General features: G+C 47.0%; 23 protein-coding genes and 1 riboswitch. Of the genes, 15 read left to right on the top strand and 8 right to left on the bottom strand.

Annotation, left to right across the window (positions count from 1 at the left end; all coding sequences use genetic code 11):
- Positions 1–837: 837 nt before the first annotated feature.
- From JK154_RS05875 to JK154_RS05895, 5 genes are read left to right on the top strand one after another with little or no spacing between them, the layout of a single operon-like run.
- Positions 838–1,422 (top strand): common pilus major fimbrillin subunit EcpA, encoded by a 585-nt coding sequence (locus tag JK154_RS05875; RefSeq protein ID WP_211991577.1) that lies wholly within the window; start codon positions 838–840, stop codon positions 1,420–1,422.
- 59 nt (positions 1,423–1,481) lie between these two features.
- Positions 1,482–2,159 (top strand): hypothetical protein, encoded by a 678-nt coding sequence (locus JK154_RS05880; protein WP_211991578.1) that lies wholly within the window; start codon positions 1,482–1,484, stop codon positions 2,157–2,159.
- An 8-nt stretch (positions 2,160–2,167) separates the two neighbouring features.
- Complete coding sequence (locus JK154_RS05885; RefSeq protein ID WP_211991579.1) at positions 2,168–4,702, top strand: CS1-pili formation C-terminal domain-containing protein; 2,535 nt, start codon at positions 2,168–2,170, stop codon at positions 4,700–4,702.
- Complete coding sequence (locus JK154_RS05890) at positions 4,692–6,308, top strand: fimbrial protein (protein WP_211991580.1); 1,617 nt, start codon at positions 4,692–4,694, stop codon at positions 6,306–6,308. The genes JK154_RS05885 and JK154_RS05890 overlap by 11 nt, the downstream gene beginning before the upstream one ends.
- A gap of 4 nt (positions 6,309–6,312) precedes the next feature.
- Positions 6,313–7,002 (top strand): molecular chaperone, encoded by a 690-nt coding sequence (locus JK154_RS05895; protein ID WP_211991581.1) that lies wholly within the window; start codon positions 6,313–6,315, stop codon positions 7,000–7,002.
- 17 nt (positions 7,003–7,019) lie between these two features.
- Here JK154_RS05895 and JK154_RS05900 read toward each other — a convergent pair whose 3' ends face one another.
- Positions 7,020–7,619 carry a LuxR C-terminal-related transcriptional regulator gene (locus tag JK154_RS05900; RefSeq protein WP_211991582.1) on the bottom strand — a complete coding sequence of 200 codons (600 nt, stop codon included), beginning with the start codon at positions 7,617–7,619 and terminating at the stop codon, positions 7,020–7,022.
- A gap of 742 nt (positions 7,620–8,361) precedes the next feature.
- Here JK154_RS05900 and JK154_RS05905 point away from each other — a divergent pair.
- The 3 genes from JK154_RS05905 (at position 8,362) to JK154_RS05915 (ending at position 11,229) form a co-directional block, all read left to right on the top strand.
- Entirely contained in the window at positions 8,362–8,685 is a 324-nt protein-coding gene (locus tag JK154_RS05905) for a hypothetical protein (protein WP_211991583.1), read from the top strand.
- A gap of 280 nt (positions 8,686–8,965) precedes the next feature.
- Positions 8,966–9,141: riboswitch (M-box (ykoK) riboswitch) on the top strand.
- A 71-nt stretch (positions 9,142–9,212) separates the two neighbouring features.
- Entirely contained in the window at positions 9,213–10,253 is a 1,041-nt protein-coding gene (locus tag JK154_RS05910) for a magnesium transporter (protein ID WP_249215790.1), read from the top strand.
- Positions 10,254–10,518: 265 nt separating this feature from the next.
- A complete protein-coding gene (locus JK154_RS05915; protein WP_349291096.1) occupies positions 10,519–11,229 on the top strand; it encodes an MgtC/SapB family protein in 711 nt (236 codons plus the stop codon).
- A gap of 48 nt (positions 11,230–11,277) precedes the next feature.
- On the opposite strand, the gene moeB is transcribed toward JK154_RS05915, so the two are convergent.
- From moeB to JK154_RS05930, 3 genes are read right to left on the bottom strand one after another with little or no spacing between them, the layout of a single operon-like run.
- The gene (gene moeB, locus JK154_RS05920) at positions 11,278–12,030 is read right to left on the bottom strand and encodes a molybdopterin-synthase adenylyltransferase MoeB (RefSeq protein WP_211991584.1); all 753 of its coding nucleotides are present in this window, start codon (positions 12,028–12,030) and stop codon (positions 11,278–11,280) included.
- Between the two features lie 3 nt (positions 12,031–12,033).
- On the bottom strand, positions 12,034–13,266 hold the full coding sequence (moeA, locus tag JK154_RS05925) for a molybdopterin molybdotransferase MoeA (RefSeq protein ID WP_211991585.1): 1,233 nt from the start codon (positions 13,264–13,266) through the stop codon (positions 12,034–12,036).
- Positions 13,267–13,302: 36 nt separating this feature from the next.
- Complete coding sequence (locus JK154_RS05930) at positions 13,303–13,512, bottom strand: hypothetical protein (RefSeq protein WP_211991586.1); 210 nt, start codon at positions 13,510–13,512, stop codon at positions 13,303–13,305.
- Between the two features lie 231 nt (positions 13,513–13,743).
- On the opposite strand from JK154_RS05930, the gene JK154_RS05935 reads away from it, so the two are divergent.
- The 6 genes from JK154_RS05935 (at position 13,744) to gsiD (ending at position 20,455) form a co-directional block, all read left to right on the top strand.
- Positions 13,744–13,908: a hypothetical protein gene (locus tag JK154_RS05935; RefSeq protein ID WP_211991587.1), complete on the top strand. Its 165-nt coding sequence runs from the start codon at positions 13,744–13,746 to the stop codon at positions 13,906–13,908.
- A gap of 200 nt (positions 13,909–14,108) precedes the next feature.
- Entirely contained in the window at positions 14,109–15,062 is a 954-nt protein-coding gene (locus JK154_RS05940; RefSeq protein ID WP_211991588.1) for an isoaspartyl peptidase/L-asparaginase, read from the top strand.
- On the top strand, positions 15,062–16,936 hold the full coding sequence (gsiA, locus tag JK154_RS05945) for a glutathione ABC transporter ATP-binding protein GsiA (RefSeq protein ID WP_211991589.1): 1,875 nt from the start codon (positions 15,062–15,064) through the stop codon (positions 16,934–16,936). Before JK154_RS05940 ends, gsiA begins: the two co-directional genes overlap by 1 nt.
- Positions 16,937–16,954: 18 nt before the next feature.
- Positions 16,955–18,493, top strand: coding sequence for a glutathione ABC transporter substrate-binding protein GsiB (gene gsiB / locus JK154_RS05950; protein WP_211991590.1), 1,539 nt, complete (start codon positions 16,955–16,957; stop codon positions 18,491–18,493).
- A 127-nt stretch (positions 18,494–18,620) separates the two neighbouring features.
- Complete coding sequence (gsiC, locus tag JK154_RS05955; RefSeq protein ID WP_211991691.1) at positions 18,621–19,541, top strand: glutathione ABC transporter permease GsiC; 921 nt, start codon at positions 18,621–18,623, stop codon at positions 19,539–19,541.
- Positions 19,542–19,543: 2 nt separating this feature from the next.
- The gene (gsiD, locus tag JK154_RS05960) at positions 19,544–20,455 is read left to right on the top strand and encodes a glutathione ABC transporter permease GsiD (protein WP_211991591.1); all 912 of its coding nucleotides are present in this window, start codon (positions 19,544–19,546) and stop codon (positions 20,453–20,455) included.
- Positions 20,456–20,494: 39 nt separating this feature from the next.
- Here gsiD and rimO read toward each other — a convergent pair whose 3' ends face one another.
- Positions 20,495–21,802, bottom strand: coding sequence for a 30S ribosomal protein S12 methylthiotransferase RimO (gene rimO / locus JK154_RS05965; RefSeq protein ID WP_211991592.1), 1,308 nt, complete (start codon positions 21,800–21,802; stop codon positions 20,495–20,497).
- Between the two features lie 179 nt (positions 21,803–21,981).
- Positions 21,982–22,608 carry a glutathione S-transferase family protein gene (locus JK154_RS05970; RefSeq protein WP_211991593.1) on the bottom strand — a complete coding sequence of 209 codons (627 nt, stop codon included), beginning with the start codon at positions 22,606–22,608 and terminating at the stop codon, positions 21,982–21,984.
- Positions 22,609–22,933: 325 nt separating this feature from the next.
- On the opposite strand from JK154_RS05970, the gene dacC reads away from it, so the two are divergent.
- Entirely contained in the window at positions 22,934–24,139 is a 1,206-nt protein-coding gene (dacC, locus tag JK154_RS05975) for a serine-type D-Ala-D-Ala carboxypeptidase (RefSeq protein ID WP_211991594.1), read from the top strand.
- A gap of 5 nt (positions 24,140–24,144) precedes the next feature.
- On the opposite strand, the gene deoR is transcribed toward dacC, so the two are convergent.
- Positions 24,145–24,909, bottom strand: coding sequence for a DNA-binding transcriptional repressor DeoR (gene deoR / locus JK154_RS05980; protein ID WP_211991595.1), 765 nt, complete (start codon positions 24,907–24,909; stop codon positions 24,145–24,147).
- Positions 24,910–24,971: 62 nt separating this feature from the next.
- Positions 24,972–25,580, bottom strand: a complete 609-nt coding sequence (ybjG, locus tag JK154_RS05985; RefSeq protein WP_211991596.1) for an undecaprenyl-diphosphate phosphatase — start codon at positions 25,578–25,580, stop codon at positions 24,972–24,974.
- Positions 25,581–25,775: the final 195 nt, after the last annotated feature.

Genomic DNA, 25,775 nt, shown 5'->3' on the forward strand with positions numbered 1-25,775 from the left:
GATGATAGCGAAATTGTAAGCCGGGTTCCGCCAAAATATTGCTGTTTTCATCAGCTAAAGCCATTGTCGTGTTTTCACCCTGATAACGACTGAGTTTTTCAGTATGAGGATACTTTTTTAGCCGGGCAGTTAAATACGGCGATAAGATATTTTTTACTCAATATTCATCATTACCATCATCTGAAGAGAGACTGGCCGTAGAGAAACTATCTGTGCCAGCGTGGATGAATGAAGGCTGACCTGTGGCAGTGTCATGCATAGAACATTTTCCCCATTAAGTTTTTATTTATTCAACAAAATTTATGTGATGTCGTTATTTTGATTATATGTGCTGTTTTTTTTAATCAATAAGCGTCTTTTTTTCAAATGATTCCCAATGACTGGCTAAGGATTCTTAAAGGATGAATGATGTTACGACATTGTGTTATTTGTGATTGCTATATAAATTAGCCAGTTATGTTGTTTTCGTCATTAAATTCATTAGGAATTTTATTAGATGTTTTTGTTTTTCAGGTTTACAGATTGATGTTGTCACAACGGTTAACAATGCATAGTATGAGTTACAGAGAAGAGCAGCAGCGACCAGGCTGAAAACTGGAAAGCATAAACAAAATCTTCATCATCATATTTAATGAGCTGCTAATTTATTCGGCTTTAAATAGCAGCTATCCACTCAAAATAATTCGGTGTATTAATTTGTTTTTGTGATTTTTATTACGTCATGAAGGAGGGGCGAGAATACGTGTACCATGTTTTAAATATCGAAATTAATAACCGATATATCATGATGTGACAACATCAATAATGGAAATACGTTATCAACTCAGGAATGAAAATATGAAAAAAATTATATTAGCAACGGCAATTACCACGGCATTTCTTTCTGCAAATGCGATGGCCAACGTTAATGCTTCCGCCACGGCTAGCTGGGATGCCAGTGCCACCAAAGACACAACAAGTAGCCTGGTCGTTACTCCGCTGAAATCACTGAACTTCCAGTATGCTGAAGGAATTAAGGCGTTTAATACCCAGAAAGGTGCGTTTGATATCACGATTCAGGGGCAATCAGGCGCGACAGATTTTGAGCTTACTTCTCAGATTGTCAGTAACACACTCAGCCGTACTACCGACACATCAACCCTGGATGTTGGTGTTAAATGGAACGGTGAAGCACTCAGCACCACAACCCCCGTAACAATGATTAATACCAAATCCGGCAGCCAGGTTTCCGCTGGTTTAGATGCCCTGGCTGTCGCCAGTGCCTATGCAGGCTCTGACCGTGTCAGCACTCAGGGAAGCTTCGATTTCTCCATTGATTCTGCCAGTGATGGCACCAACAAAGTGGCGTTCAGTGACCTGGATGATGGCGTCTGGAGTGGCGATGTCCGGGTGCAGTTTACCGCGGTATGGACCACCAGCTGATCGCTCGGTAGCCGTGTCATATAAAGGAGGCTTCGGTCTCCTTTAGATAAGGATATGCTATGAAATTCAAACTATTACTATCAATGCTGCCATTACTGGCATGGCCGTTCACATCACAAGCAATTAACGTCGGCGAGGTGACATCAATGATGCCGCCCGATGCCTTAAGTCTGGCAAAAGAGATCAGTAATCCGACTGATACCGCCCGATTCGTGAGTGTCCATGTGGAGAGAATCTCTTCTCCTATGGCTGATGGTGTTGTTATTCCGATGGAATCCCGTGATGAATTACTTTCCACACCAGCCAGTATTATTTTGCCTGGTGATTCAAAAGAGTACTTCCGTTTTTTTTATAAAGGAAAGGGGGATCACAAAGAGCGCTATTACCGTCTGTCATGGACAGATGAACCGGTGACGGAGTTTTCTGCCATTAACAAGAAAAAAGAAGGACAGGCAACGACTTCCGCGATCATCAGTACCATTCTGGTTGTTGCCCCACGTGATGAGACATTCGATTTTAAACATCAAGGGGATACAGTAACAAACACGGGTAATGCATCATTTCGCGTTATTTCATATGGCCCCTGTAAAGATAAATCAAAAGAACAAGGTCAGGGCTGCCGGGAACGCTATTACCTGATGCCAGGCAATCATGTCCGAATTAAGCATACGGACCTGGCAGATAAAAAAACACGCATCGGGATCTGGCACGGTGAGCAATATATTAATGTGAACTGAGAATTATTATGGATAAACCAGGGTGTGTTAATAAGTTACTTCTTACAGGCATGTTATTAACCTTGTGTCAGGCTGAAGCCGCAAACCCTGGGATGCCAGTCAGAATTAATAATTATGCTATTCCTGCCGTATTTGCCAATGCGTTGTATCAGGGAATGACGGTACCGGTATTTATTCGTTATGACGGTGATACCGATACACAGCGGAGCCGGCAAAAAATTGCTGATGCGCTCCTCTCTATTAAAGATAGTGAGTTCCGCATTAATCAGGTCACATTAAGTGAGCTTCCTGAACGTACTGAGCTTTCTCCCGAAATAAAGAAATTGCTAACTGAGTTACAGGATAAAAGTATCGGTGATGGCCAGCGGGTTAATCTCGGGCCAAATGCTGTTTTATCGCTTGATACCGGGTCATTTTATCTTGAACTGACTGTCCGGCGGGAAGCGATGCAGGCAGCTTTACTGCCACGATCGAACATGCTGGCTGAGTCAACATCGGAAAAACTGTCCAGTGTACTGAATTATTCTTTCGGCAGTTATTACAATAAATATAAAAATAATGACAGCAACAGCAGTTACCTGACACTGGACAATACGTGGTCGCTCCGTGAACATCATCTTAATTTGAACGGTTCTGTCTATGGAATTGGCTCAGGCAGCCAGCAGGGCGATTTATACCGCGCTATGTATGAACGGGATTATCACGGGCGGCGTCTTGCACTGGGTATGGTCGACACGTGGAACCTGCAATCCATTGCCAGTATGAGTGCTTTGAGTTCCAGTCGGATATACGGTGTCAGTTACGGTAATAAAAGTAGTACGCAAATTGAAGATAATACGCTCTCCCTGCTGCCTGTCACCGTATTCCTGCCCGCTGCTGGCGAAGTCTATATTTATCGCGACGGTAAATTACTCAGTATCCAGAATTTTCCAATGGGTAGCTACGAAATAGACACCTCCCGATTACCTTTCGGTATTTATGATGTGAATGTTCAGGTGGTCGTGAATGGCCGGGAAGTGAGCAGCCGCATTGCCAATATCAATAAAACCTTTTCCCGAAAATCCAGCGTCACAGGGGGGCTATCATGGCAGGTGTTTGGTGGTTCTCTGACTTATGATCGTAAAGATTATCGAAAGCAGGAACGAACGAATTACGGAGAGAAAGATACCTGGATTGCTGGCCTGGCGGTGGCGACCCGTTTGCCGATGCTATCCGGGGTTGGCCTGACATCGACACTCTATGGCTTTGATAATACTGGCGTCAATGAGCTTGAAGTGAATCTGGCTGTCAATGACAGCATGAGCATTAATCAGCAGGGGATGCTGGCAACGGACGGCAGCTGGCAAAGTATTTCAACACTGAATCTGAGCTTGCCAGAAGGGTATGGCTCATTCTGGGGTTCGCGGCAGTACAGCCGGATTGGTGACCGTGTTTCCGTTCAGCAGAATGACTATTGGACCTTGGGAATGACGGGGAATCTGGGCAAAATAGTGCCTCATATGGGGTCCCTGAGCGTTAGCCAGACCCGTAATAATTACACGGGCAGTACCTATACCAATGCTGACTACAGTCAGGGCCTGTTCTCGAATCGTTATGCGTCAGTTTCCCTGCGTACAGGCATCCAGAGTTATCAGTATGATAATAGAGAAAGGCTGAATGATAAGTACGTCAATATTGATATCACTATTCCGTTTGGCACTTGGCTTAGTACTGGGATTTCAAGCCAGAATGGCAACATGCTGGCCAATGCGACGTTGCGTAAACGTCTGGATAACAGTGCATTTACCCAAGTCGGTGCTTCTGTTTCTAAGCGTATAAAACAAAATAGTAACAGCAATCAGTATGATTCAGACAATGTTTCTGTAAATGGTTTTGCCAGTTATGACACGAAATATAATGCGGGCACCCTGTCAGCCAGCCACTCTTCAGAACACAGTTCAAATATCAGCCTCAGTTCACAGGGCAGTGTTGCCTGGACTCCTCAGGAAATCTATCTCGGTAAAGGTACACAGAATGCCGGCGTGGTTGTGAATACCCGGTTTAATGAAAATGGCACCATGATCGCGCAGATTAATGGTCAGAATTATCCACTGACGGGTAAAAGCAATTTTATCAGTCTGCCAGCTTATGCTGAATATAAGGTGGAATTAATGAATGACAAAAACTCTGAAGACAGTGTCGATATTATTAACGGGCGTCGTAGTCAGATCGTTTTATACCCCGGTAATGTATCGGTACTGAACCCTGAAGTTAAACAGCTGGTGACGGTCTTTGGCCGGATGAAAAAAGGCAGTGGTGGTTATTATGCCAATATGGATATCCATAATCATATTGGTAAAACTCGCCTGGATGATAATGGTGAATTTGCGATGGATGTGGATAAACGTTACCCCATTATTACGTTGATCGATAACCGCGGCAGTTTATGTGAAGCCAGTCTTGACTTGCAGAAAGCAAGGGGAGCGGTTTGGCTCGGTGATATTACTTGTGAAATGCAGCAGCAGGTTGCATCTCGGACGGGAGAGAACAGCAATGTTTATTAGAAACTCGATATTTATTATTCTGTTGAGTGCTGTATGTACACTGCCAGCCCTGGCTTTAAAAGCAACCAGCAGCGGTAAAGGGAGTAACACCTATCTTTTTATCGAGAATAATATCGATAAAGAATACTTTATTACATCTGGATCGCTGGACCCGCGTTTCAGTGGTTCAAATGTCTGGACGAAATATAAAACAAAACAAGTTAGCCTGGGATATATGTCTAATATCGGCTGGAGTAACCCAAACCGTTATATAGATATGTGGATCACCGATTCACCTATTATACAACCTTTTCTCGGAATCCGTTGCATGACGACGGGAGCTAACTGCCCGGCATCGGGCTATATTGCCCCGAACGCGCTTGACAGCTTCGGATTCTACCATGCAAGGACCGGAGGTAGTCTGGAAAATGGCAGCTATGGTGCCGCCACCCTAAGCCCATCAGCGTATGAATATTTCAGAAGCAGGTCAGTCAGTACCACTGATGTCTTTGAACTCAACCTCTGTTATATGAGCTCATCTAATGGTGACTATGATTATGCTTCAGGCACTCGCTGCAAAGATCTCACCAGTAATGCTTACTGGCGTTATTATTCGATTTCTCTGGAAAAAGTCGGACACCTTACTCTGAAAGGGACGGGAGCAATGGCCGAAATTTGGGTAGCCAGTGACGGGACGCCCAGTATTCATGAGGGTTCAGAATTGTGTCAGACCGGTATTGTTTCCGGTGTCTCTGGTATTATATGTAAAATGATTTCCTATGACCTGCAGCAGAGTAAAGCCTTAACGACATCGCTCAAATTTCGGATGGTTATCGATACGGCAACTCTGGGTTTTTCTCCTGCTGGGAGCGAAGTAAAATACAGTGGTGATGCGGCAACCTGGACGAATTATAGTAGTAGCTCAGTCTATAATAAAATATTCATCACCGGTGGTGAATATGTTTATGTATTTTTGTCAAAAGATTTTTTTAAAAAATCTGTGAATGCCGGTACTGATTTAACGAATAAAGAGTCACTGTTTACTTTTGATTTTAATAATTCTATTACACCTGAGTCGGGTTATTATCAATTCACACCTTCGACTCAACTTAATATTCTTCCCAAAGATTATGGCATCAGCATTATATCCAGTGATGGCAGCGCGGCACCCAGCGCCTCCGGGAAGATTGGTGATGATCAGCCGATTACGTTTGAATACACCGTGACAACATCCGCCCCCCGGCAGGCTGACAGCATCACCGCGCAGGTGACGGGGGAAAGTACTCAGCTCGATGGCGTGCCTTGGTGTGTATTCTCCTCAGATGACGGCACCCTGAAAGTACCGATCCCGGCTTATCTTTCCTGGATTTCCGCCAGTGGTAATGAGGTTAAGACTCGCAATAGCTGCTCAGAAGATGCGGTGGATATCACTCAGGCCTTATGGACTCAAACCGCATGGAATGCCAATCTGGATAACAGCTTCTTTTTTACCACCAAATTAAAACTACTGTTTCCGATGAATGACTCACGAAGTCTGTTCAGCGTGGATGGCAGTGACTGGATGGGGAATGTGAAAGCCAGTGGTGAAGTGAAAGTGACGGCAACATGGGTGGGGGTAGATCGTTAGTTTTATGGAAAAAATCAAAAAAATAATATACGGATGCTTGCTGCTAATTTCCTGCGTCCTGTCACTGCCCACGGAGGCTGTATATCTGCACTCTCTCATTTATGAAGTGGATGCAGATAAAACCTTTACAGCGCTTCCGGTGATGAATGACACCAAACGTTCAAATCTGTATACGCTGGAGGCCTGGAAAATTCGCAAACCGGGGAATGGTAATGAGGAAGTCATCACCGATGCGGGTAAAGAATTGCTCTGGTCCCCATTACAATTTATGACTCAGCCTGATGGTCGTGAATATTTTAAGCTTTACTATCGTGGTCCTATAGATAATACCGAGCGTTACTATCGGGTGCTATTCAGAGAAACACCAGTATCTGTTCTCCCGTGGCGAAATGGATCTCGTGAACTGGATATTTTTCCTGTTGTCGCCATGAGTACATTGCTCATTGTCAGGCCGCGCAATGCAAAACTGAAATATGAGATAGATGAAGCCAACGGGACCATCCGCAATACGGGAAATACATTTTTTAGGGTGATATTACAGAAAGGCTGTGATGGGGATGATGAAAGCTCCTCCCAGTTTTATATGTTGCCAGGAGAAACCTGGCAGGGAGCGGAAGCCAGAAAACAGAATAAAAAATTCATCGTCGCACAGGGCCGGTATCATCAGCTCGGGACGGGATGCTTTCAGCATTAAGTCGATCCCGTATCTTATCAGTACCCGGGGGCATAGTGTGTCAGCAACTCCCTGAGACGGGATATGCCCCCGAGTTTTCTGCGTAATGACTGCTGCGCCTGATAGACATACCGCATATCGCAGAGCATATCGCTGGCTATTTTCTGATTTGATTCACCATTCAGAATACGTTGCAGAATATGCATTTCATCATCAGTCAGACAAGGGCGTCTGGATGGCTGGAGAGATGCACCGCGCAGTACCTTCTTAATCTGCTCATGAACGTCTCTTTGATCGCGACTGGTCAGAATATTTGCTGTTATTTCAGTGTATTTACTTTTCCAAAAATTAGCGACAGACAACATACTCTTTTCAGTTAACAGAATAATTTTCAGTCCTGTTTCGTTAAGTTTTTTAATCCATGAGTCACTAAGGAAGTGGGTTAAATTACTCTTTGAAAAATCAACGATAATGACACCGCCGGGAAGGAAACAACTATTTTCTTTAAAGACAGATTCGTGAATGGCTCTTTTGAAAAAATGATTTTCTGATGGCCAGACAATGAGCTTTTGCTCTTCACATTCAAAACCATTTACCTTGCGACCTGATTTGAATTTACAGTTTAGTACGCAAGTCATGCAATATATATCTGGCGGTAGGGTTATATTCATCTGACTCCTGACAGGTATGTAGGTTTTCAAATTTACGGGTGTCACTTCCTTTGTGACTAATATTATAACATCAGTTGTGTATATCTTGCTTAAACAAAAAGGATATAGCATGTTTTTTTGTATTTCTTGCCCGCAATGAAGTAGCCGGGAAGTTAAGCTTCAGTTTTTTTTGTAAATAAATTGATAACTTCTTTGTTTTGACATTAATTGACTGAAGCGATCAGATGGGATTTTTCTTTAATTAACCATTGGTATCTATGCTATTTATTAGCATGCTTACTTAAAGAGAAGGGTGGCCATTTTTTGTCTAGTATTCTGGCGTGATGCGGACGTGTTTTTGTAGTTTGGATTTTTCTGATTTTTCTAATGCCCGGTATTTTTTCTGTTAGACTGGCGGTGAATACCAGCGCCTCGTTATAACTATAACAGGAGGTATTTAATGGGAAGAGTAATTTCACCACAGTGTCATTAAATAAAAAGTAAAAACAATGGATTATAAAACCAACATTACACTGTGATAATCTGTCGTTGGGATTGTTTTTTGAGTTTTTATTAAAGCGTAATATATTATTTTATTGAAGGTCAGTATTACACTAATAGAAAGAGGTGACACTAACCTGATCCTTTAATGAAAATGCAAAAACCTTTATTTATCCCTGTTAAATAGAATGCCAACAGGTGGCGAGTATCATTTATACATGGAGGAAAAATGAATAAAATAGGAATGGTATTTATACTGCTTTTATCAGCCAGTTCATTCGCTGCGGAAAAAGCTGATTTTAATTTGAAGTGGCAAGAAGAACCCCGGCGAGAAGCGGGAAAAGCTGATTTTAATCTGAAGTGGCAAGAAGAACCCCGGCGAGAAGTTGCCCCCACGAAAAATAACGACCTGCAAGGTTATATGAACGAAAGGAATATACGTCAGCAAAATTTTTTGGGGCACGTTGATAAAGCAAATCGCTTGCGTTTCACAGACCCTCAGTTCTCTGCCTATAATAGCGATGGTGGTTCCCATATTTATATCAGGCGCTGATAGCAGGCATTTAATAAAATAGTAAAGCAGAGGTTTCATTAAGATAACATTTAACCATGTTTAATTAGTGAAACCTCTGGCGTCTGCATTGGGGTATGGTTCAGCTCGTGTCCATTACTGGGTATCTTCCCTGCGTTGTTAACATGATATTAAATCCATCCGCAGTTAGGTTTTTTCACCAAATGCACTGTTTACCTGGAAATATAAATGAATAGTAAACGAGAACTGTGTTTTGAGTTGCAAAGATGATGAATTTAAATAGAATTTGCCGCGAAGATTTGCAGTATCTCGTTAGGCGAGGCTCCTGTACAAACATAGGTTACTGATCTGACGACGTCGAGAGACGCCCAAGATTAGGACAGATTATATCGAGTCAAGGTGTAATCCCAGGTAACTTCCTCCTGCCAGCCAGGGGATACGTTGTACAGTGCTAAAACCGAGACATGGAGATAGCGTTAGCACTCTCTTATCTTGCTTCGCCCCAGATGAGTTCTGTTTAAGATAAAAACAGTAATCGGGGAGCTTTAATGATGACCTTTTCAAATTCTGCCGTTGCACATGACAACGGATCGTCTCTGCGTTGTTCAACTGATAACACAACGCAATATAGCCATGGTATTGAGTCTTATATGACTCAAGATTATCTGGCACTCTCAGCCGCCACTTCAGTGAAGATTACCCGGGAACGTTTCTTTTCCGATATCAACAGTGACTATATTGCACCGCAAATATTTGTCATTGATGATGATGGTTATCTTTTAGGTTTGGTGACAGTAAAAAATCTACTTGATGCGAATCCTGATACCTTTATTGGCGATATAATGACCGGCATTAAGGCCTCACTGACTATGGATCAACCACGTCATGAAGCAAGTATTTTTTTAAAACAAGCTGCTATAAATTATATTCCTGTACTTAATAATGGAAAGATAAAAGGGATATTAGGCCCGCAAGAGATAGCCCAACTAAAAGAAGATGAAGGAACACTGGATAGCCAGCTTCAAGGCGCGTCATCACCACTGGAAACGCCTTATCTGGAAAACAGTATTTTCACTTTATGGCGTAAGAGATCGGTCTGGTTATTATTGCTTTTTGTGGCAGAAGCTTATACCGGAACCGTGATTAAATCATTCGAGGACCAGCTTGAAACGGCTATTGCGCTTGCCTTCTTTATTCCATTACTGATCGGTACTGGCGGGAATACCGGGACGCAAATTACGTCAACCTTAGTCCGTGCTATGGCCCTGGGTGAAATTGGGTTGAAAGATTTAGGCGCTATTTTACGTAAAGAGGTTTCGGCAGCAGTTTTAATCGCCCTGACCATTGGGGCCGCGGGCTTTATACGCGCCTGGACACTGGGTGTGGGTATGGAAGTCATGGTCGTGGTCAGTTTGACCCTGGTTGCCATTACCGTCTGGAGCGCCATTGTTTCCTCTATTATTCCAATGTTATTGCGTCGAGTGAACATTGATCCCGCGCTTGTCTCGGCCCCCTTTATCTCAACACTGATTGATGGCACCGGGCTGATTATTTATTTTCAAATCGCCAAGGTGATGCTGACTATTTAGTGCATATACCCCGTAAGGCAATGTGAATCAGTTTAGCGAGCAAGATGAGTTGTAAAAAGCAGCTTATCTTGCTCACCCGACACACGACTTAACACCTGAGGGGAGCCACATTGACTTTACCTTTACCCGATACTCAACCACAGTCCGGTGACGATGAATTTTGGCGACATGTGAAGAACGATATCATTTTTTGATATCCACGTTTGCGGTGGGCCATATGACCTATTTTACTTGTCCCGATATTGGACAATATTGATGCTGTAGAGTGAGTATTACTTTTATCATGGACTGGAAAATACTTTTTTTGTACGTTGTTGTGGCCCTGCTGCTGGGTGTTCTGGCGGGGAGTGAACGTCAACAGAGTCAATGTGCTATTGGGTTATGCACTTATGCTTTAGTCAGCGCTGGTAGCTGTCTCCTTGCTCTGATAGCTCAGTTAACGCCTGGTATGATGATCAACGCTTTCAGTATTGTTTCCGGAGTATTACTGGGCGTGGGTTTGCTTGTATGTTGGGTCATTATACGAGAGGGCCTGAATCTCCGGGGGTTATATACCATCGTCACCCTAAGTTGTACGGTGGCGCTTGGTGTGTTGTGCAGTACCGGGTTATTAATTGAGGCAACGATAGCGAGCTTGCTTATACTGTGTGCCAATACTCTGCTACATAATCTGACGACAGATTCTCACCAACAATCGGCCATCCCAGTCAATGAACCGATACAGTATTACAACATTCATATTATCTGCCTGATACAAGATGAACCACAGGTTCGTGACTTGATGCGCCACCAGCTTGGGGAAAGTCGTCTGCACATTCTGTCGTTACACAGTGAACAACTGGATTCCTCATTACGCATCGAAATTAGAGTGAAAGTCTGTGGGCAGGCTAACTTCACTGATCAGCTGGAAAACCTGGTTAGCCGAATCACCCTTGAAAAAGGGGTTAATTCGGCCAGGTGGCAGTTATGCACATAAGTGCGTTCAGTCGCTGATAATCAATAAACTGATGTTTCTGGCCAGGTATCAGGGGGTCGCACAGACCTCACATTGTGGATTCTGTGGCAATTTCATTTCCCTGAACTGACAGGTCATGGCGTCATACATCACTATTTTTCCCTCTGGCGGGGTACCAAAGTGGGTCAGTAGCTTAATGGTTTCCATCGCCTGCAGTGAACCTATCACACCAACTAACGGTGCCATTACCCCAGCCTCTACACAGCTCAATGTGGTATCACCAAACAACCGACTCAGGCAGCGATAACAGGGGGTTTCAGGACGATAGGTAAAGACGCTAATTTGCCCTTCCATACGGATTGCTGCCCCTGAAACAAGGGGGATTTTATGCATAAAACAACCACGATTGAGTTGCTGACGAATATCCACATTATCAGTGCAGTCCACGACGATATCATGCCGGGCGATTTGCTGGTGCAGCTGGGGTTCTGCCAGTAGACAGGGGAGCGTGTCAATCTGAATGTGCGGATTGATGTCGGCCAGTGTGTTACGTGCTGAGAGCACTTTAAACTGACCAATATCCGTCTCATGGTGTAAGGTCTGGCGCTGGAGATTAGAAAGCGATACGGTATCGAAGTCCAGTAACGTCAAGTGTCCAACACCTGCCGCAGCCAGATACTGCGCGGCAGCACAGCCTAATCCTCCGAGGCCAACAATCAGCGCCCGTGAGCGTTTAAGTTGTTCCTGGCCATCAAAATCAAAGCCCCGCAGGACTATTTGACGGTTATAACGCAACGCTTCGGTATCACTCAGCACCTCCATTTGTCACCCTCCTAACAGTGCGTTAAATGGCTCAACATCGACCCATTCACCGGGCTCAATATTGCCACGCTCACGTTCAAGTACCACAAAACAGTTAGCCTGACTGAAAGAGCTAAAAATATGAGAACCTTGGTGGCCGGTGCTCAGAACTTCCAGTTCACCATTAACCCCGGTTTTCAGTATGCCACGCTGAAAGTCCAGCCGGCCTGGTGTTTTCTTTAATTTACCAGCACTACGAACGCGCAACCGGGGCGGGAGTGCACATCCCTGTAGTCCACTGAGTCGCGCCAGTAGAGGCTGAACTAACTGATAGAAAGTCACCGCCGCAGAGACCGGGTTTCCTGGCAGACCGCAGAACCAGCTATGATTCAGTCTACCAAAAGCAAAAGGTTTACCCGGTTTAATCGCCAGTTTCCAGAAACTGATCTCCCCCAGTTCTTCCAGAATCTGTTTGGTAAAATCAGCTTCACCCACCGAAACGCCCCCACTGCTGATCACCACATCAGCCTGTTGCTCCGCCAGGTGAAAAGCCGTACGCAAGGCGGCTTCGTTGTCGGGAATGATGCCAAGATCAATGACCTCACAGCCGAGCTGGGACAGCATGATGTGTACCGCAAGACGGTTGGTATCATAAATTTGCCCTTCAGCCAGTGTTTCACCCGGCAAACGCAGCTCATCGCCAGTTGAAAAAACCGCCGCTTTAATTTGGCGAAAGACGGTAATATCCTTAATGCCCAGGGAAGCGACCAGGGCCAGCTCCCCGGCGCTTAATTTAATACCGGCATCAAGAACCGCGGCCCCTTTGAGAATATCCTCCCCGCGACGGCGAATATGCTGGCCTGGCGTTATCGGGGTGACAAATTGCACGCCCTGATCGCTAATGCTGGCCTCTTCTTGCATGATGACGGCATCGGTTCCCGCCGGGATCGGTGCGCCTGTCATAATACGAATGCATGTACCTTCAGGCCAGGTATCGGTATAGGGCTGCCCGGCAAATGCTTTGCCTGCCACAGGTAAAACCCCACCGGACTGAATATCCGTCATTCTGACGGCATAACCATCCATCGCGGCGTTATCAAAACCCGGGACATCCAGAGGCGAGATAACCGGCATCGCGGTTACCCGGCCAGCAGCGTGTAACAAGCCCAGGGTCTGCGTCTCTTTGACCGCTGTTATGCCTGATAACATCTTTTCCAGTGCAGTTTCCAGGGGGATGAGTCCAGCATTGTGTTCCATCTTTGATTCCTCGCGGGCAGACTGAGCAAAGGTTTATTATGACATATTGCACATGGCATCAGGCATAAAGAGTAACACCTTGCTATGGATATCAGGAATGGTGTTTCCGCTGGTGGCCTGGGGAATGGCCGCCCGGTAATAATGCTGTTCCTGGGTAGCAATCATGTCTGAGTTCAGTGCGATATCTATTTCAACCGATACTGGTCTTATAAAAATATTCAGCACGATTATTTTTGTACGCATCATTGGATATTTTTACGCATGAAATATGGATTCTTTTTCGCGTCATTATTTATGGATGACAAGCATGATCTGTCCCTGTGTTGTGCCAGTATTTAATGCTGCATACGTTATGCATTTTTTGAAAATAGATATAACAATAAATCATATGAAATGTGATTTTTTTACTGAAAAATCATGACGATATTATTTAATGTATAGCGAATAACAGAGTTAATCGTAGGGGGCGTCGATTGAATGGAAAATAATCAGAACGGTGGTGCGGTTTATATTTTCTATTCCATTTTACCCGGCATGAGTATGTTAATCCCCGGAGGGGACTGCACTATTCAGTATGCCCATGATATTGAATACCGCCATTCGTCATTGATAACGCCCCTGTTCAATGGGTCAGAAACATAATCAACAATGAATGGCTGGCGGGGTGTTATGACACACAGAAACTGCATGACAGGTATTGACCCGGGGAGTATTCCTGTTTAGGTTCGGAATAAAGCACATATCTTGTGCCACTTAATCGTGCACAGTGACCCCCATTGTCGGATTCGGCGTGTCATGCCTTGCATTAAGCTAAAGATATCAGGGGTAAAGGTGAGTACTCAATGAGCAAAGCAGTGATCGCCATACATGGAGGTGCCGGAGCCCTGTCCCGTGGCAGACTCAATCCGGATGCCGAGCAGAAATATCGACAGGCCTTGTCCGATGTGGTGAGCCAGGGGCAAAAAATGCTCGCACAGGGAGCTTCTGCACTGGATGCGGTGACTGAGGCTGTGCGTTTGCTGGAAGAATGCCCATTGTTTAATGCCGGTATCGGTTCTGTTTATACCCGGGCCGGGACTCATGAACTGGATGCCTGTGTGATGGATGGTGCAACACGTAAAGTTGGTGCAGTAGCCGGTGTGAGCCATATTCGTAATCCCGTGCTGGCGGCAAGGAAAGTGTTAGAAAACAGCCCTCATGTTCTTCTTATTGCTGATGGCGCCGAGGCCTTTGCCGAAGCCCAGGGGCTGAAACGGGTAGACCCGGCCTGTTTTTCCACCCCCGAACGTTACCAGCAATGGCAAGAGGCCAGGGCCGGGCAGCAAGTCTGGCTGGATAATGATGCCAGAGCGCCCCTGAGTGAAAAGAATAAGTTCGGGACTGTCGGCGCGGTGGCACTGGATAGTGCTGGGAATCTGGCCGCAGCCACATCCACGGGGGGGATGACAAATAAGCTGCCAGGACGAGTGGGGGACTCTCCGTTACCTGGCGCGGGCTGCTATGCCAGCAACAGTAGTGTTGCCGTTTCTTGTACCGGAACCGGGGAAGTATTCATCCGTACCCTCGCTGCTTATGACGTTGCAGCCTTGGTAGAGTACCGGCAACTGAGCCTGCAACAAGCAGCACAGCAGGTGATTATGAAAAAAATATCCGACCTGGGGGGGAGTGGTGGCCTGATTGCCGTCGACAGAAAGGGCAATGTGGCCTTACCTTTCAATAGTGAAGGCATGTATCGTGGTGTCGGTTTCCTGGGTGCTGTGCCTCAAATAGCGATTTACAGTGGTGAGGATAACTGATGGCGGGCAGTCACACACTTGCTCCAGAACAGGTCTTATCTGTCAGTGGGTTAAATATAGAGTTTGAACAACAAGATCAGGTTGTTCACGCAGTACAGCACCTTTCATTTGATCTACACCGGGGAGAAACGCTGGCTATTGTTGGTGAATCCGGGTCCGGTAAGTCGGTAACCGGGCTGGCACTGATGCGGTTGTTAAGTGAGACCGGGAGCCATACCCAGTGCGATCAACTGTTATTGCGGCGACGCAATCAGCAGGTATCAAACCTGCTTAGTTTGAGCAACGCCCAAATGCGCAGTGTCCGAGGTGCGGATATTGCAATGATCTTTCAGGAACCCATGACCTCCCTTAACCCGGTGTTCCCGGTGGGGGTTCAAATTGCAGAGGCCATTCAGTTACACCAGAAGGTAGGGCATAAAGAAGCCATGGAAGAAGCACGGCGTATGCTGGAACGGGTGCGTATTGCTGACGCCGGGGAGATGCTAAAGCGTTTCCCACATCAGCTGTCTGGAGGGATGCGGCAGCGGGTGATGATTGCCATGGCATTATCCTGCCGTCCTGCTGTGCTCATTGCTGATGAGCCGACCACTGCGCTGGATGTCACGATTCAGGCCCAAATATTACAGTTGATCCGAGTATTGCAGCATGAAATGCAAATGGGGGTCATTTTTATTACCCACGATATGGGTGTAGTGGCAGATATTGCCGATCGCGTATTGGTCATGTATCGAGGTCAGGCGGTAGAAAGTGGCCCCGTGGCGCAAATTTTTAGTCATCCACAGCACCGTTACACACAGCGGCTCCTTGCGGCGGTTCCTCGTCTTGGCACGATGAAAGGCCAAGATTTGCCGCAGAAATTTCCCGTTGTTTCCCCTACTGATGAAGACAAGTATCTCACTTACCCGCCGCAGAATACCATTCCTCCGGGAGCCCGGCCTATTCTTGAAGTACATGACTTGGTAACGCGTTTTCCGATTCGAGGCGGGATTTTTAATCGTGTTCAGCGTGAGGTTCATGCGGTAGAAAAGGTCAGTTTTGACCTGCGCCCCGGTGAAACACTTTCCCTGGTAGGGGAGTCGGGTTGTGGCAAATCCACGACCGGGCGTTCATTACTGCGGCTGGTAAAAACCCAGGGGGGGACGATTACCTTTGATGGCCAGCGTATCGATAATCTTTCTAACAGGGATATGCAAGCAGTACGCAAGAATATTCAATTTATTTTTCAGGATCCCTATGCCTCCCTCGATCCTCGTCAGACTGTTGGCTACTCGATAATGGAACCGTTACTGGTACACAATGTTATGCCCCGCGAACAGGCTGAACGGCGTGTTGAGGCATTGCTGACACGGGTTGGTTTGCTACCTGAACACGCTGCACGCTACCCACATGAATTTTCTGGTGGCCAGCGTCAGCGTATCTGTATTGCACGAGCCCTGGCATTGAACCCTAAAGTGGTGATTGCTGATGAGTCTGTCTCCGCACTCGATGTCTCTATCCGGGCTCAGATAATCAATTTACTCCTTGATTTGCAGCAGGAGCTGGGGATCGCATTTTTGTTTATATCTCATGATATGGCGGTGGTCGAACGTATCAGTCACCGGGTCGCCGTCATGTATCTTGGACAAATCGTTGAGATAGGGTCACGTCGCGCGGTGTTTGAAAACCCCCAGCACCCCTATACCCAAAAATTGATGGCTGCCGTACCTGTGGCTGACCCGGCATTTCGTGGTCGCCAGTCGGTACTTGTGCCCGATATTCCCCCCAGTGCGGCCCGTCGTTTGGGTGACGAACCGCATATCGCCCCCTTAGTTGAAATAACCCCCGGGCACTTCGTGGCCCGACACACCATTGGTAGTAGTGATCATCGTGTTTAAAAACCCTGGAGAAAAATAATGACAATACGCAGCACGCATAAATGGTTAATTTCCGCGGGGCTTGCCTCTGTATTTATCACCGCCCCGGCTTTTGCTGCCAAAGATGTCGTCGTGGCAGTGGGATCGAATTTCACGACCCTGGATCCTTACGACGCTAACGATACGTTATCTCAGGCAGTGGCAAAGTCTTTTTATCAGGGGTTATTTGGTCTTGATAAAGATATGAAGCTGCAAAATGTGCTGGCAGAGCGCTATAGCGTTTCAGAGGATGGTTTACACTATACCGTTTACTTGCGGTCGGGGATTAAGTTTCAGGATGGCACAGACTTTAATGCTGCGGCGGTAAAAGTAAACCTCGACCGCGCCAGTAACCCGGATAACCACCTCAAACGTTATAATCTTTATCGTTTGATTGATAAAACTGAAGTGATCGATCCTGAAACGGTAAAAATCACCTTAAAACAGCCGTTCTCCGCGTTTATTAACGTGCTGGCTCATCCTGCAACGGCGATGATTTCCCCTGCCGCATTGGAAAAATATGGCAAAGATATTGGTTTCCATCCGGTGGGGACAGGACAATACCAACTGGACACCTGGAATCAGACTGATTTTGTAAAGGTGAAAAAATTTGCCCACTACTGGCAACCAGGGCTGCCTAAACTTGATACCATCACCTGGCGTCCGGTGGTGGATAATAATACCCGTGCCGCGATGCTGCAGACCGGTGAGGCGCAGTTTGCATTTCCCATTCCTTACGAGCAAGCGAGTTTATTAGAAAAAAATAGCAAAATTGATCTGGTCGCTTCCCCATCAATTATGCAGCGTTATATCAGTATGAATGTGACACAAAAGCCTTTTGATAACCCGAAAGTCCGTGAGGCGATTAACTATGCGATTAACCGGGATGCTCTGGTTAAAGTGGCCTTTGCAGGCTTTGCTACCCCAGCAGAGGGGGTTGTGCCACCAGCCATCACGTATTCGGTTCAATTCAAACCCTGGCCTTATTCACCTGAAAAAGCGAAACAGTTATTAAAAGAAGCGGGTTACCCTAATGGCTTTGAAACCACACTGTGGTCTTCCCATAATCACAGCACCGCGCAAAAAGTATTACAGTTTACTCAGCAACAACTGGCTCAGGTAGGCATTAAAGTCAAGCTGACTGCCATGGATGCCGGACAGCGGGCTGCAGAGGTTGAAGGTAAAGGGCAGAAAGAAAGCGGGGTCAGAATGTTTTACACTGGCTGGAGCGCATCAACAGGTGAGGCTGACTGGTCATTGTCACCGCTTTTCGCTGCCACCAACTGGCCTCCGACGCTGTTTAATACTGCGTTCTATAGCAATCCACAGGTCGACAGTGACCTGGCTGCGGCATTAAAAACCACACAGCCAGAAGAGAAAGCTAAACTGTACAAAGAGGCCCAGGATATTATCTGGAAAGAATCGCCGTGGGTACCGCTGGTCGTTGAAAAACTGGTTTCTGCTCACAGCAAAGATCTGACAGGATTCTATGTCATGCCAGACACGGGTTTCAGTTTTGATGATGCTGACCTGAAGTGATTTCTTATCCGTAGGCAGCCACTGATGGTTTGTCATCACTCCCGATGGATGGCGTCAAGCGCCATCCATTATTGGCTAATATGTGACGGGGCATGCTGCTCCGCCACTCTGTGTAACAGAGGCGATATTGTTTAACTATTTCCTCAAACGCCTGTCAGGTTTGATTCCGACACTGTTTATTGTGGCAGTGATCGTATTTTTATTCGTTCATATGTTGCCTGGCGATCCGGCTCGTATTATTGCCGGGCCGGAAGCGGATGCGAAAGTCATCGAACTGGTGCGTAAAGAGCTCGGGCTTGACAGGCCGCTATGGTCACAATTCATTCACTATATTGGTAATATTTTACAGGGTGATTTTGGAACCTCATTGGTCTCACGGCGTCCGGTCGCGACCGAGATAGCCAGCCGCTTTATGCCGACACTTTTACTGACCCTGACCAGTATGGCCTGGGCCGCTTTGTTTGGACTGGTTATTGGTATTGTGGCGGCAGTGTGGCGTAACCGCTGGCCTGATAACCTGAGCATGATTATTGCCGTTTCCGGGATCTCTTTTCCTGCTTTTGCATTAGGTATGCTGCTGATGCAAATTTTTTCTGTTGATCTGGGGTGGTTGCCAACTGTCGGGGCTGATAGCTGGCGACACTATATTTTACCCTCACTGGCGCTTGGGGCCGCGGTCGCGGCAGTGATGGCTCGCTTTACCCGGGCATCGTTTGTTGACGTGCTGCAGGAAGACTATATCCGAACGGCCCGGGCTAAGGGGCTTAGTGAGACGATTGTGGTAATAAAACATGGCCTGCGCAATGCCATGATACCCGTGCTGACCATGATGGGGCTCCAGTTCGGTTTTTTGCTGGGTGGCTCTATTGTCATTGAGAAGGTGTTTAACTGGCCGGGATTGGGCAGATTACTGGTGGATTCGGTGGAAATGCGTGACTACCCAGTGATTCAGGCTGAAGTTTTACTGTTCTCCCTGGAGTTTATTGTGATTAATTTAGTGGTCGATTTGTTATATGCCGCCATTAACCCGACCATCAGGTATCGATAACGATGAAGCTTTTGAACTGGCGGCGCCAGGCCATTACCCGTGCTATTCCTGTGATACAACCAGGTCACCTCAACACCCCCTGGCAAACTTTTTTACGCCGTGTCTGCCATCAACCCATGACGGTAACCGCGGGGGTGTTTATTTTACTGCTGATCGTTGTTGCGCTGATCGCACCCTGGATTGTGCCCTATAACGCTGAAAATTATTTTGACTATGACCAGCTGAATGCCGGCCCCTCTCTGGCGCACTGGTTCGGGGTGGACTCCATGGGGCGGGATATTTTTAGTCGTGTGCTGGTGGGGGCGCGTATCTCATTAGCGGCAGGTTTTTTTTCAGTACTGATTGGTGCCGGGATCGGGACTTTCTTTGGCTTACTGGCCGGGTATTATGAAGGGATTTGGGACCGGGTTACTATGCGTATTTGTGATGTATTGTTTGCCTTTCCCGGTATTTTGCTGGCGATTGCAGTGGTCGCCGTGATGGGCAGCGGTATGACAAATGTGATTATCGCCGTGGCTATTTTTAGTATTCCTGCCTTTGCCCGCCTGGTGCGGGGAAATACCTTAGTGCTTAAACAACAGACTTACATCGAGTCCGCTCGCAGTATTGGCGCGTCAGACCTGACGATTATTTTCCGTCATTTGTTGCCAGGCACGGTGTCATCCATTGTGGTCTATTTTTCCATGCGCATCGGTACGTCAATTATTTCGGCGGCCAGTTTGTCGTTTCTTGGTCTGGGAGCACAGCCGCCCACACCAGAGTGGGGGGCCATGCTGAACGAAGCCCGTGCCGATATGGTCATTGCCCCCCATGTGGCTATTTTTCCAAGTCTGGCAATATTCTTTACGGTGCTGGCATTTAACTTGCTGGGCGACGGGCTACGTGATGCTCTGGACCCGAAACTGAAAGGATGATGCCCGGCCCTTTCCTGCACAGGAAAGGGCCGGCCTGAATCAGACCAGGGAGCCCCAGAGGTCGTATTCATCTGCATTTTCAACGCGGACGCGTACCACATCACCCGGTTTAACTTTTGTTGCGCCGTTTAAGTAAACTGCGCCGTCGATTTCGGGGGCATCTGCCATACTGCGACCAATGGCACCTTCTTCGTCGACTTCATCAATCATCACCAGAATTTCACGTCCTACTTTTTCCTGCAGGCGTTCAGCAGAAATCTGTTGCTGGAGCTGCATAAAGCGATTCCAGCGATCTTCTTTCACCTCTTCTGGGACGGCATCAGGCAGTTCATTGGCTTTAGCCCCTTCAACAGGGCTGTACTTGAAGCAACCTACGCGATCCAGGCGAGCCTCTTTGAGGAAATCCAGTAACATCTGGAAGTCCTCCTCGGTTTCCCCTGGGAAACCGACAATAAAGGTTGAACGCAGGGTCAGTTCCGGGCAGATTTCGCGCCACTGTTTAATACGTTGTAACTGGCGATCCACTGATCCCGGGCGCTTCATCAGTTTCAGAATCCGGGGGCTGGCGTGCTGAAGCGGAATATCCAGATAAGGTAAAATTTTACCTTCTGCCATCAGGGGAATAACATCATCCACGTGAGGATATGGATAAACATAGTGAAGGCGGGTCCAGACCCCAAGTTTAGCGAGTTGCTCACACAGGCTCACCATACTGGTCTTGACTGGTGCACCGTTCCAGAAGCCGGTACGGTGTTTAACATCCACACCATAAGCTGAAGTATCCTGGGAGATAACCAACAGCTCTTTAACCCCGGATTCAACCAGGCGTTTGGCTTCTGCCAGCACGTCACCAATCGGACGGCTGTCTAAATCGCCTCGCATGGAAGGGATGATACAGAAGGTACAGCGATGGTCACAGCCTTCAGATATTTTCAGATAGGCGTAATGACGTGGCGTTAATTTGACCCCTTGCTCGGGCACCAGGCTCAAGAACGGATTATGCTGAGGTTTAGGAACATAATGGTGAACATGCTCCAGGACTTGTTCATAACTATGGGGCCCGGTAATTTCCAGTACTTTAGGATGAACTTCACGGATCTGGTCTTCCTTTGCACCCAGACAACCGGTGACAATGACCTTCCCATTCTCTTTTAATGCTTCGCCAATGGCTTCCAGCGACTCTTGCACTGCACTGTCAATAAAGCCACAAGTATTAACGATAACCATATCGGCATCGTCATAACTCGGAACCACTTCATAACCTTCAGTCCGTAATTCAGTGAGAATTCGCTCAGAATCCACCAAGTTTTTCGGACAACCTAACGATAAAAAACCAATCTTTGCCATTTTATAATTCTATACATTGCTCACAATTGGGGGGGATTATACATAGCCCTCAACCTGACAGCTATATCCACAGAAAAACACAGGCAAGGGTTGCCATAAACAACCTGATGGCGGGGTAATGACATGGGTACCGACCCAGTGGGACGCTGCTTCCCACTGAATCAGTCTGGTATCGATGTTTAGCTAATCCCGATCATGACGATTTTCTGGAATAGCGGGCGTTCGGTGAGTTGTTGATACCAGCGCTGTAAATGGGGCATGGCATCCCATTCAATATTGAGATTAAACAAATTATAGATAACCGGGCCAAGTGCAATATCGCCGGGGCCGAAGGTTTCACCGCCGAGCCAGGGGGGTTTGGCCAATTCCATATCAACAATAGAAAACAGACGGTTACATTCAGCTATGCTCTTTTCGATCAGCACGGGATCTTGTTGTTCCGGTGTCAGACGTACCAGACTGATAAAGACCCCACGATGGGCCTCAGCAAGGGAACCGACCACCCAGTCCATCCATTTTTCACCCCTGGCCCGTTCTGACGGGCTATTCAGCCAGAGTGAACCGGCACCGTATTCGGCTGCCAGATAACGCACAATGGTATTGGATTCCCACAATGTCAGCCCATGGGCATCATCATGAAGGCAAGGCACCAGACCGTTGGGATTCATGGCAAGGTAGTCAGCATCATGGGTCAGACCAAATTGACCACCAGCGGGGATGGCGCGGTACGGCAGGCTGAGTTCTTCCAGACACCAGAGTACTTTTTTTACATTCGTTGAGTTATTTCTTCCCCAGACAGTAATCATAAGTGTTCCTTTGGGATTAATGAGTCAGCCTTGAGTATGGCTGAGTTGACCAGGGAAAACATCTGTACTTTTATAGAACCCGCCACATTTATGTCACCAGGCGATGAGGGGGACATCCCCGTGCTGTGGGGGTGAAGTCCTTGATAAAATCAGAGATAAAAAATTAACGGTAGCAGAGGCATAAATGAGGGTAGGCGCATAAACTTAACAAACTTTACCAAGACAAGGTTTCTTTTCGCGGGGACGTAGGTTATTACTCACATCCTGAAACAGGTTTTACGGCGGCAAGTGCCGTCATTGTTAAAATGGATATTCAGGTGATTTTATGAAGAGCTTGCAAATTCCTGCAATAATACGCGTTGTTGCTGCGGGAACGGCCTTACTGTTAGTCACTGCCCCCGCATTAAGTGCGGTTCCAATGGCAGACACTCCTCAAATAGAGGCAAAAGCATGGATCTTACTGGACTACTCCAGTGGCCAGGTTTTAGCTGAAGGCAGTGCCGATGAACGACTCGACCCTGCCAGCCTGACCAAACTGATGACCAGTTATGTGGTAGGTCAGGCCCTGAAATCGGGTAAAATACATCTTACTGATATCGTGACCGTCGGCAAAGACGCCTGGGCTACCGGTAACCCAGAATTACGCGGTTCTTCTTTAATGTTCCTGAAACCAGGGGACAACGTATCAGTAGAAGACCTGAATAAAGGGGTGATTATTCAGTCAGGAAACGATGCCAGTATTGCGATTGCTGACTATGTTGCCGGAAGCCAGGATGCGTTTATCAGCCTGATGAACAGTTACGCGCAACAACTCAAGCTCACCAATACTCACTTTAAAACGGTGCATGGTCTCGACTCTGACGGGCAGTACAGTACTGCCAGAGACATGGCTTCCCTGGCAAGAGCTATGATCCATGACGTGCCGGATGAATACGCGATTCATAAAGAGAAAGAGTTTACTTTTAATAAAATTAAACAGCCTAACCGTAATCGCCTGTTATGGAGCACGAACCTGAATGTCGATGGGATGAAAACCGGAACGACGGCTGGCGCCGGCTATAACCTGGTCGCTTCCGCAACCCAGGGCGATATGCGCCTGATTTCGGTGGTGTTAGGTGCAAAAACTGACCGTATTCGTTTCAATGAAAGTGAAAAACTTCTGACATGGGGTTTCCGTTTCTTTGAGACGGTGACCCCGATTAAACCCGGAGCTACCTTTGTTCAGCAGCGGGTCTGGTTTGGTGATAAGAGCGAAGTTAACCTTGGTGCCGGTGAAGGGGGCTCTGTTGCTATTCCTCGCGGACAGCTAAAGAACCTTAAGGCGAGCTATACCCTGAGTGAACCCCAGCTGACTGCGCCACTCAAAGCAGGGCAGGTGGTCGGAACGATTGATTTTCAGCTCAATGGTAACGTGATAGAACAACGCCCGTTACTGGTTATGGAGCCCGTTGAAGAAGCGGGCTTTTTGGGGCGTATCTGGGACTTTATCTTACTGAAAATTCAGAGCTGGTTCGGTGGCTGGTTTTCCTGACAGCCTCACCATAATAAACTGAGATTCTCCGCTGAGGCGTACTCCACAAAGGCTTCAGCGGGTCTCTTATTGGTAATTACTCGGTCAAAAGCCGTCAAGGGGCCCATACAGGCAGCACGGGTTTGATCGAATTTACTGTCATCCACAACTAACACACGTTCTTGCGCCATTGCCAGTGCCCACTGTTTTACTGGCAGCTCTTCGAGATTAAAACAGGTAACTCCCTGGCGCACATCGACCCCCGCAGCAGACAAAAAAGCGATATCGGGACAGAGATTATTCAGGCATTCCTGGAAATTGATCGGTTTAAAAATCGCATTACTGGCGTGAAACTCTCCGCCACTTAAGATCACTCGACACAAGGGTTTTTTTTGTAATACCAAAAAGGTATTCAGTGAGTAACAGAGGCCAGTAAAAGGCAGGGCATCATCCAGCGCCTCAATGATATAGGGCATGGTGGTACCGCAATCAAAAAAGACCGTCTGGTGTGGGCGGACAAGCCCGGCAGCAAGTTTTGCCGCATGACGTTTTTCAGCCGTTTTTAAGGCTTGCTGGTCATTGAGTAGATAGTGACTGGTTGCACTAGCCCGTGGCTCAATAACGATATATCCCCCCAATAACATCAGGGGGCCGGCGTTGTCACTCAAATCACGTCGGATCGTCATTTCTGATACCCCGAGCAGCCCGGCGGCATCTTTCAAATGTATTTTATCATTCTGCTTCAGTTCTTGCATGAGACGAGTCATACGACTGTTACGACGCGTTTCCATCGTGTCCTCCTGACATGACAAAACCCGGGAATACCGGGTTTTTACGTGGGTTGCTGTATACCTTAGTCGCGTATCCAGCCTTTGCGAATAAAAGGCGCGAAGACAATACGGTGTAATTGATGCAGGCGCAGATAAAGCTCCTCTCCGCGCCATGACCACAGCAGCTGCGCCAGTGCACAAGAGAGTAGCCCCACCAGGAAACCGCCTACCATATCCAGTGGCCAGTGAACCCCCAGGTAAACACGTGACCAGGCGATAGCAACACCCAGAATCAGTAATACAATACCAGTCACCAGACGATGCCAGAATAAGAAGCCGAAGGCAAAAGTGAAGATGATTGTGCCATGATTACTTGGGAATGAATTATTCGGTTTATGATCCAGAAAATTATACCCAATACCGGCAGCAAAGGGGCGGGGATGCGGAAAGACGTTACCCATCAGCCAGGATAGCAGCAGACCGACTGCCAGTGCGATAGCAATTTTAATGACGAGCTGGCGACGCGATTTCATCTGCTCCTGGGGGCCCCATAACCAGAAGATGGCCACCAGAACAGGAACGAGCAAAATAAGGTCTTTGGCAATGAAGGTTGCCAGTTCTAACAGCCATGTCGGGGAATCCGGAGTCGCATTGATCAGCAAAAATAGCGACTGGTTAAGTGTTTCCATCATAATCTCTTCTGTTACTCAACAAGTAGGCAAAAATAACACGCAAAGACAGATACCTGGACTGATATACCACAGTACTTATCCGACGATTGCGAGTGTAAAATGGGCGGTCAATGCACTGCCCGGCAACGTATCCAGCCTCAATATACCAAAACCCCTGAATATAGAAGCGTCTCCCGTTAAGGTAAAGCGGGTTTT

Source organism: Citrobacter sp. JGM124 (assembly GCF_018257795.1).
Classification (GTDB): domain Bacteria; phylum Pseudomonadota; class Gammaproteobacteria; order Enterobacterales; family Enterobacteriaceae; genus JGM124.